Annotated in this window: 11 protein-coding genes; all 11 read left to right on the forward strand. The window is 36.3% G+C overall.

The genetic code is table 11. The features are described 5' to 3' along the window. Window positions 1–76 precede the first annotated feature (76 nt). Window positions 77–964, forward strand: a complete 888-nt coding sequence (locus tag WC906_04470) for an ATP-binding protein (GenBank protein ID MFA5777666.1) — start codon at window positions 77–79, stop codon at window positions 962–964. Beyond that, a complete protein-coding gene (locus WC906_04475) occupies window positions 961–1230 on the forward strand; it encodes a thioredoxin family protein (GenBank protein MFA5777667.1) in 270 nt (89 codons plus the stop codon). The genes WC906_04470 and WC906_04475 overlap by 4 nt, the downstream gene beginning before the upstream one ends. Window positions 1231–1233: 3 nt before the next feature. Further along, window positions 1234–2433 (forward strand): hypothetical protein, encoded by a 1200-nt coding sequence (locus WC906_04480; GenBank protein MFA5777668.1) that lies wholly within the window; start codon window positions 1234–1236, stop codon window positions 2431–2433. Between the two features lie 19 nt (window positions 2434–2452). Then, window positions 2453–3214, forward strand: coding sequence for an Mrp/NBP35 family ATP-binding protein (locus WC906_04485; protein MFA5777669.1), 762 nt, complete (start codon window positions 2453–2455; stop codon window positions 3212–3214). A 4-nt stretch (window positions 3215–3218) separates the two neighbouring features. Continuing rightward, window positions 3219–4268 carry a cation diffusion facilitator family transporter gene (locus tag WC906_04490; protein MFA5777670.1) on the forward strand — a complete coding sequence of 350 codons (1050 nt, stop codon included), beginning with the start codon at window positions 3219–3221 and terminating at the stop codon, window positions 4266–4268. Window position 4269: 1 nt separating this feature from the next. Further along, complete coding sequence (locus tag WC906_04495) at window positions 4270–4545, forward strand: DUF134 domain-containing protein (GenBank protein MFA5777671.1); 276 nt, start codon at window positions 4270–4272, stop codon at window positions 4543–4545. A 17-nt stretch (window positions 4546–4562) separates the two neighbouring features. Continuing rightward, window positions 4563–4826 (forward strand): SemiSWEET family transporter, encoded by a 264-nt coding sequence (locus WC906_04500; GenBank protein ID MFA5777672.1) that lies wholly within the window; start codon window positions 4563–4565, stop codon window positions 4824–4826. 53 nt (window positions 4827–4879) lie between these two features. Next, window positions 4880–5614, forward strand: a complete 735-nt coding sequence (locus tag WC906_04505; GenBank protein ID MFA5777673.1) for an SDR family NAD(P)-dependent oxidoreductase — start codon at window positions 4880–4882, stop codon at window positions 5612–5614. Window positions 5615–5691: 77 nt separating this feature from the next. After that, window positions 5692–5934 (forward strand): FeoA family protein, encoded by a 243-nt coding sequence (locus tag WC906_04510; protein MFA5777674.1) that lies wholly within the window; start codon window positions 5692–5694, stop codon window positions 5932–5934. Further along, window positions 5931–7865 (forward strand): ferrous iron transport protein B, encoded by a 1935-nt coding sequence (gene feoB, locus WC906_04515; GenBank protein ID MFA5777675.1) that lies wholly within the window; start codon window positions 5931–5933, stop codon window positions 7863–7865. Before WC906_04510 ends, feoB begins: the two co-directional genes overlap by 4 nt. Before the next feature lie 72 nt (window positions 7866–7937). Next, window positions 7938–8111, forward strand: a 174-nt coding sequence (locus tag WC906_04520) for a cupin domain-containing protein (protein MFA5777676.1), incomplete at its 3' end; no start/stop codon positions are given.

The following is an 8111-nucleotide window of genomic DNA, read 5'->3' on the forward strand; positions in this document are numbered from 1 at the left end:
AAGAGATTTTTAAATTATGGAAAAACGATAAACTTAAAAAAGCGTCTTCTGAAGATGTTTGTGAAGAACATAAAATATGAAAATAGCCATTACTGGCGGAAAAGGCGGAACAGGAAAATCAATGGTCGCCACTTCTTTGGCGATTGAATTCGCCAAAGAATATAGCACTTTGTTGGTTGATGCTGATGTGGAATGTCCCAACGACCATCTTTTGCTTTCTGTCCCAAGAAAAAAATCCGAAACTGTTTATCAAGCTATTCCTAAGTGGGATTTTTCCAAATGCACAAGATGCGGAAAATGTGCTGAAGTTTGCAAACAAAACGCCATTGTTTTTGTTAAAGATAAATATCCCGCTTTCGTGCAAGATATTTGTATCGGTTGCAAGGCTTGCAAAGTAGCTTGCCCGACAGGAGCTATTTCGGAAGATAAAAAGGAAATTGGAGAAATATACACAGGAAAAAATTATCAAGTGAATCTCATTTCGGGCGAACTCAAATTGGGAGAGTTGGCTTCAGGAGAAATTGTGGCAGAAGTTAGAAAGTATGCCGATAAAATCAGTCAGCAACTAAAAACCGAAATGCTTCTTGTAGATTCTTCGGCTGGAGTGGGTTGTCCGGTAATTGCTTCACTTGTTGGAACCGACTATATTGTGGCCGTAACTGAACCAACGCCATCAGCTCTTCACGACTTGAAAAGGGTTTTGTATCTGGCTCGCCACTTTCAAATCAAGCACGGTATTGTTATCAATAAATATGATTTGTCAGATAGTTTTTGTTTGAAAATAGAAAAGTTTGCTAAAGAAAATGAAATTCCGATATTAGGCAAGATTCCATATAAAAATGATTTTGTTGCCGCAACTATTGAAATGAAACCGATTCTGGAAATAAATCCGGAATATAAAATTTTGTTTCAGGAAATAATAAGCAATATAGAAATGAACAACAACTTAAAACAAAATCTATGAAAGTATTAAAATTCGGAGCTGTTTGGTGTTCCGGGTGTTTGGTGATGAAACCAAGATGGAAAAAAATTGAAGAAGAGAACCCATGGCTCAAAACCGAGTATTATGATTTTGACAATGACAAAGAAATGGTGGAAAAATATCAGATTGACAAAACTCTTCCCACTTTTGTTTTTTTGGACAAAGAGGGAAAAGAATTTTTGCGCTTAAACGGAGAAATCAGTAAGGACAAGTTAGTTGAACTTATCAATCAAGATAAAGACAAATAGAATATGAAAAAAATTTTAGCAATATCTACTATTTCAATTTTTGCGTTTCTTCAGTTGTATTTTTCAGCAGGTGCTTCTGAAAATATCAAAGTGTACCTTTTTTATGGAAACGGTTGTCCTCATTGTGCCAAGGAGATGCAATTCTTGCAGGAAATGCAAGAAATTTATCCTAATTTAGAAATAAGGAGTTTTGAAATATATCACAGCAAGGAAAACGCACTGCTTTTGCAAAAAATCGGCAAATCAATGGATGCAGATGTTTCAGGTGTTCCGTTTTCAGTTATTGGCGACAAATATTTTGTCGGATATGCTGAAAATATAACCTCGGAAGAAATCAAAAGCCAAATAGAAAAGTGCAATAATGACGGTTGTCCTGATCGGATAGCAAGCATAATGAATTCCGAAGATGAAAACAAAAAAGATTTAAAGCAAAACATCGAATCAGATAAAAAGGAAAAAATAATCAATCTTCCGCTTATTGGTAAAATTGATGCTTACAAATTTTCTCTGCCGATTCTCACGATAATTATGGGGCTTCTGGATGGATTCAATCCGTGTGCGATGTGGACCCTCCTGTTTCTTATTAGTCTGCTTTTGGGGATGAAAGACCGAAAGAGAATGTGGATTTTGGGGACAGCTTTTATTGTCGCTTCCGCTTCTGTTTATTTCTTGTTTATGTCTGCTTGGCTTAATCTCATTTTATTTCTGGGCTTTGTAATTTGGGTGCGGATATTGATTGGAATTTTGGCTTTATTTGGCGGAGGATACAGTTTGAAAGAATTTTTATTCAACAAGGAAAGTGGATGTAAAGTCGCTAATGACGAAAGTCGGCAGAAAGTTTTTCAAAAATTGAAAGCGACAGTCGGCAAAAATAGTTTCTGGCTGGCACTGGGAGGAATTATCACATTGGCTTTTTTGGTGAATTTAGTAGAACTCATCTGTTCAGCGGGACTGCCAGCCGTTTACACTCAAGTGCTGGCTCTTAACGAACTGGCTGGATGGCAATATTATTTGTATATTCTGCTCTATATTTTCTTTTTTATGCTGGATGATTTATTTATTTTCTTTATGGCGATGATTACACTGGAAATGACGGGACTCTCTACGAAGTATTCCAAGTATTCTCAACTGATTGGTGGATTGATTATGCTGATTATCGGGATACTTTTGATTTTCAAGCCTGAATGGCTGATGTTTGGATAATTGTATAAGATATAAAGATATGGAAAACAGAATAAAAAATATATTACTGGTTATTTCTGGTAAGGGAGGCGTAGGCAAATCAACCGTAGCTACTAATCTGGCTATTATTCTTGCGGATAAAGGATTGAAAGTCGGTTTGCTTGATGCTGATATTCACGGTCCGAATTTAGCATTGATGCTGGGCGTGCAAGACAAGATGATAATTTCGCACGGAGAAAATCAAATATTCCCAGTGGAAATAAGAGAAAATTTATCATTAGTTTCAATGTCCTATTTCATACCAAAACTAGATTCGCCGATTATCTGGCGCGGTCCGATGAAAATGAAGGTTATTGAAAGATTCATAAAAGATGTGACTTGGGAAGATTTAGATTGGCTCATAATTGATTCTCCTCCTGGCACTGGCGATGAGCCTCTTTCAATTGCTCAGTTGTTACCTGAAGCGGGTGCAATTATAGTCACTACTCCGCAAGATGTTTCTTTATTGGACTCGAAGAAAGCGATAAATTTTGCCAAGTCGCTGAAATTAAAAATTTACGGATTGATTGAAAATATGAGCGGATTACAATGTCCACATTGCGGTGAAACTATAAATTTATTCAAAAAAGGAGGCGGAGAAAAAATCGCCAAGCAATATAAAATAACGTTTTTGGGAACTGTTCCGATTGATCCTAAAATAGTTATTTCTGGAGATGATGGCAATCCGCTTGCTGTGGATAAAAATTCCGATACGACTAAAATATTCGCATCAATTGCTAAAAAAATATTAGTTAAAAAATAAAGTGATGAAAGAAAGAATTGCAATTATATCAATACTGGCAAACGCATCATTGGCTGGAGGCAAAATTGCTGTCGGAATATTTTCTAATTCATCGGCAATTTTAGCAGCGGGTATTGATTCTTTCGTGGATATATTTTCCTCCGCTATCAGCTATATCGGAATTAAAATATCAGGGAAGCCAGCAGACAAGGAGCATCCCTATGGGCATTACAAATTTGAAGTTTTGGGCGGTGTCATTATTACATTGATTATTTTGGCAACTGGCATCGGTATTATTTACAACGCTTTCGTAAAGTTTCTCCATCCGCAAGAAATTGAAATCGGTTATTTGGCTTTTGGAATAATGATTTTTTCCAGCATTGTAAATGAAATAATGGCAAGGCTAAAAACCTATTACGGCAAAAAAGAAAATTCTATCAGCCTGCTTTCCGATGGAGTACATTCCAGAATTGATGTTTGCACTTCTTTGATAATTTTAATCGGTTTATTTTTAACTCCTTATTGGATTTATGCCGATTCTTTGTTGGCAATACTGATGGGGATATATATAGTAAAAGAAGCATTCTTAGTGGGGAAAGATGCGGCAGGATCGCTTTTGGATGTTTCTGCCGGAGAAGAAATAGAGAACACTATAAAAGAAATCGCCAAGGCGGAAAATATTGAAATTATTTCATTAAAAACTCAAAAGAAAGGCTCGGCTACTACAGCAAATTTGGAAATAAATCTGCCTAACAATCTAAAAGTGGAAGAAGCGACAAAAATTTCCGAAAGATTAAGGGAAGATCTAATGAAAGGAATTGAAAGTTTGCAATATGTCATCATTCAAATTACCAGCCACGAAGTTGAAAGCAGTTTTTATAAGCCAAGCTTTGGAAAAAGTTTCGGTTGGCAAAGGAGAGGAAAGTTTAAGAAAAAAATTGAAAAAGCAACAGGGCAAGGTCCTGATGGCAAATGTGTTTGTCCGAAATGCGGTTATAGCGTTTCTCACGAAAGAGGAGTGCCTTGCGGAACTTTAAAATGTCCTAAGTGCAATGTTAATTTGGAAAGAAAATAATATGACTAGACCAAGACTATGTAAGCGATTACGCTTCAAACCCAAAGCTCATTATTTCAAACCCCAGGGAATTCCGATGTATGAATTGGACGAGATTGTTTTAACTAAGGAAGAAATGGAGACAGTAAAACTTAAGGATTTTGACGGGCTGGAACAAACCGAAGCAGCGGAAAAAATGAACACCTCGCAAAGCACGTTTCAACGGATTTTGTCTTCCGCTAGAGTTAAAATTGCCGAGGCAATCGTTAAGGGCAAAGCATTAAGAATTGAAGAATAATAAAATAAAAATAAACTATGGCAGAATTTTTTGGAGTAATCGGTGGAATTTTAACAACTATCAGATTGATTCCGCAAACGGCAAAAAGTTTAAAAACAAGAAAAACAGAAGACCTCTCATCTGCTTTTGTGGTCATCCTATTTTTTCAAGCTTTATTTATGATTTTTTACGGAATCTTTAAGCCAGATTACCTGATAATCTATATGAATTTTATTCCTCTCGTATGCTCAATTGTTCTTTGGGTTCTTAAGGTTAAAAACAAGAGAATTAAAATAATTTAATTAAATTTTTGTTTGTATTTTGAAATTAAAATATAAATAAAAAAACAAAAACTATGCGACTCGAAAACAAGGTAGCAATCGTGACAGGAGCCTCGTCTGGACTTGGTAAAGCGATTGCCGAAATGTATCTCAAAGAAGGTGCCAAAGTGGTATTTTCTGATGCTAATCCATATCCGAATGAAAACGAACTGGGAGAAAATGCGATTTTTATAAAAGCGGATATCTCAAAAAAAGAAGAGGTGAAAAATTTGGTTGATGTTGCGGTGGAAAAATTCGGAAAACTGGATATTATAGTGAATAATGCTGGCGTAGGTTTGGTAGGCGAAATAGCGACTATGACTGATGAAATCTGGGATAAGGTAATTTCCGTTAATTTAAGCGGAGTTTTCTATGGAATAAGAGAAGCGAGCGCCTATATGAAGGAAAAGGGCATTAAAGGTTCCATCATCAATATGACTTCCATTTTGGGACAAGTCGGATTTAAAACTGCTGGAGCTTATTGCGCTTCCAAGGGAGGAGTAAATCAACTAACTCGTACCTCCGCTTTAGAACTTGCACCTGATGGAATTAGGGTAAATGCTATTGCTCCCGGATTTATTAAAACTCAAATGACTAAAGGAATGCAAGATAATGAAGATGCTAATAAAGGCATTTGTTCCGCTACGCCTTTGGGACATATGGGAGAGCCGAATGATATCGCTTACGCAGCCGTTTACTTGGCATCGGATGAATCAAAATATGTCACAGGCTCAATTCTATATGTTGACGGAGGCTGGACGGCACAATAATTTTTGGAAATTTATCGCAAAAGCAGAGCCAGAACTCTGTTTTTGTGTTAGAATTGAAATGTATAACGGATAAATTTATGAATGAAGAAAAACCAATTAATCTGATGAATTTGAAAATGAATCAGAGTGCGGAGATTGCCTTTATTGATGCTGGAAAGGAGTCCGCAAAAAGATTAGCCGATTTAGGATTGACTTTCAGCACGCCTGTAAAAGTTTTAAAGAAAACATTGTTCTTCGGTCCGATAGAGATTGAAGTCAGGGGTTGCAAGCTGGCTTTAGGTAGGGGAATCGCTTCAAAAGTATGGGTCAAACAAATATGAAAAACAAAAAACTGAATGTCGTGCTGGCAGGACAGGCTAATGTCGGCAAGTCTGTCATATTTAATTATCTGACAGGGCTTCATCAGCATATTGGAAATTGGGCTGGCAAGACAGTGGAAAAAGCGGAGGGAACTTTGCATTACAAAGGATATACGATTGATATTCTGGATTTACCTGGGATTTATTCGCTTTCCACTTATTCATTGGAAGAAATCATATCTCGTGAATATATCGCCATTCAAAAACCAGATTTTATAATTGATGTGGTTGATGCGACACACTTAGAAAGAAATCTTATTTTTACCTTGCAACTTTTGGAATTGGAAAGGCCGATGGTTATGGCTTTGAATATGGCAAACTTGCTTAAAGGGAAGGGAATAGAAATCAATGCTAAAAAACTGGAAAAAATTCTTGGTATCAAAGTTATCCCCATAGAAGCTATTTATGGTCGGGGGATAAACAGTTGTTTAGATGAAGGAATAAGTTTGATAAAAAGAAAATCTTCAAGAGAATTTTTGAAATATGGAAAAGAAACGGAAGAACGAATAGAAAAATTAACCGATAGCCTCAAAAATGTAAAAATCGCTTATCCAAAAAGGTGGGTGGCTATAAAACTTTTGGAAAAAGACAAACAAATAGAAAAAATACTTAGTGAAAAAAGTCCAGAAATTTTAAAAGAAACAAAATTTTTTTGTTCGGAACTTGAAAAAATTCACGGGCACGATTCTTCTGTGGTGATTGCTGATGAAAGATGCTGTTTGGTTTCCAAAATAATGTCGGAGGTGATGACAACCAAAAAACCTCAGAAGATGGGTTTTGGCGAATGGCTCGATAATTTGACAGGGCATAGGATTTGGGGCTATCCGATTATGCTGGCGATTTTTACTTTGGTTTTTATTTTTATTTTTCAGTTAGGAAATTATCTCTCATCTTTTCTGGAGCAAATTTCGTCAGGATGGCAAATTAGTTTTCAAAATATTTTTGGCATATCATTTTTATCTTCGTTGGCTTGGAGTGGTGTAGAAAGCATTATTGCTCTAGTTGGAATTGTTTTGCCATATATTTTTCCGTTTTATCTTTGCCTGTTTGTTCTTGAAGATTGGGGCTATTTGGCGAGAGTAGCGTTTCTTACTGATAATTTAATGCACAAACTGGGCGTTCATGGAAAGGCTTGCATACCAGTAATGCTCGGATTCGGTTGCAATACTCCCGCTTGTCTTTCTTGCCGAATAATGGAAACTCAAAGAGAAAGATTTTTGACGGGATTTCTGGTGACATTGGTTCCTTGCAGTGCTGTGGCGGTGATTATTATGGGATTGGTGGGAAAATATATCGGAATTGGTTGGGTTTTCGGATTGTATTCTTTTGTGATCTTAATATCGATTGTTTTGGGAATACTGGCTTCTAAAATATTGCCCGGCGAGCCGACTGCTCTTATTATGGATATGCCAGATTACAAAATTCCCAATTTCAAAACCATATTTTTGCAAACGTGGTTTAGATTAAAAGAATTCATTTTTATCGCAGGACCGATAATAATAATTTCTGGAATAATAATCCAAGGAATATATTTGGCTGGTTGGCTAACTCCCGTTTCCGATTTTCTTTCTCCTATTACAGTGAATTGGCTGGGCTTGCCTGCCATTACCGGAGTGTTGCTGATTTTCGGAATTTTGAGAAAAGAACTTATCCTGGTAATGCTGGCTACGCTTCTCGGGACGACTAACTTTGCTCAAGTTCTGACTCCAATTCAAATGATAATATTGGGATTGGTAAGTATGCTGTATATCCCTTGTATTGCCACGATTGCTGCTCTTTGGAAAGAATTTGGCTGGAAAAAAGCGTTGGGCATAACTGGGTTTAAAATAGTATTTGCTATAATTATCGGGGGATTAGTATTTCGATTTTTGAATTTGATTAAAATTTTTTAGGGATTTAAAATATAATCAGGAGTAAATTGTAATAGCAATTGCTTTTGAAAATAATTATTAACAAGAAACAATATGAAAGGATTTTTTGGAGAAATCGAAAAGGACACTTTGGAAAATACAAATTTTCGCAAGGTGCTTTACACTGGCAAAAACAGCCAACTGGTTCTTATGAGCCTAAAACCAAAAGAGGAAATCGGAATGGAAGTTCACGAAGAAAATGACCAATTCTTCCGTTTTGAAAAGGGA

It is taken from the genome of Parcubacteria group bacterium (assembly GCA_041657845.1).
Classification (GTDB): Bacteria; Patescibacteriota; Minisyncoccia; order Moranbacterales; family JAKLHP01; genus JAKLHP01.

Excerpts from the sequence above, each read along its gene's own strand:
- WC906_04480 (MFA5777668.1), top strand. The coding sequence starts at position 1,234 with ATGAAAAAAATTTTAGCAATATCTACTATTTCAATTTTTGCGTTTCTT.
- WC906_04505 (MFA5777673.1), top strand. The coding sequence starts at position 4,880 with ATGCGACTCGAAAACAAGGTAGCAATCGTGACAGGAGCCTCGTCTGGA.
- WC906_04485 (MFA5777669.1), top strand. The coding sequence starts at position 2,453 with ATGGAAAACAGAATAAAAAATATATTACTGGTTATTTCTGGTAAGGGA.
- feoB (MFA5777675.1), top strand. The coding sequence starts at position 5,931 with ATGAAAAACAAAAAACTGAATGTCGTGCTGGCAGGACAGGCTAATGTC.
- WC906_04475 (MFA5777667.1), top strand. The coding sequence starts at position 961 with ATGAAAGTATTAAAATTCGGAGCTGTTTGGTGTTCCGGGTGTTTGGTG.
- WC906_04490 (MFA5777670.1), top strand. The coding sequence starts at position 3,219 with ATGAAAGAAAGAATTGCAATTATATCAATACTGGCAAACGCATCATTG.
- WC906_04495 (MFA5777671.1), top strand. The coding sequence starts at position 4,270 with ATGACTAGACCAAGACTATGTAAGCGATTACGCTTCAAACCCAAAGCT.
- WC906_04510 (MFA5777674.1), top strand. The coding sequence starts at position 5,692 with ATGAATGAAGAAAAACCAATTAATCTGATGAATTTGAAAATGAATCAG.
- WC906_04470 (MFA5777666.1), top strand. The coding sequence starts at position 77 with ATGAAAATAGCCATTACTGGCGGAAAAGGCGGAACAGGAAAATCAATG.
- WC906_04500 (MFA5777672.1), top strand. The coding sequence starts at position 4,563 with ATGGCAGAATTTTTTGGAGTAATCGGTGGAATTTTAACAACTATCAGA.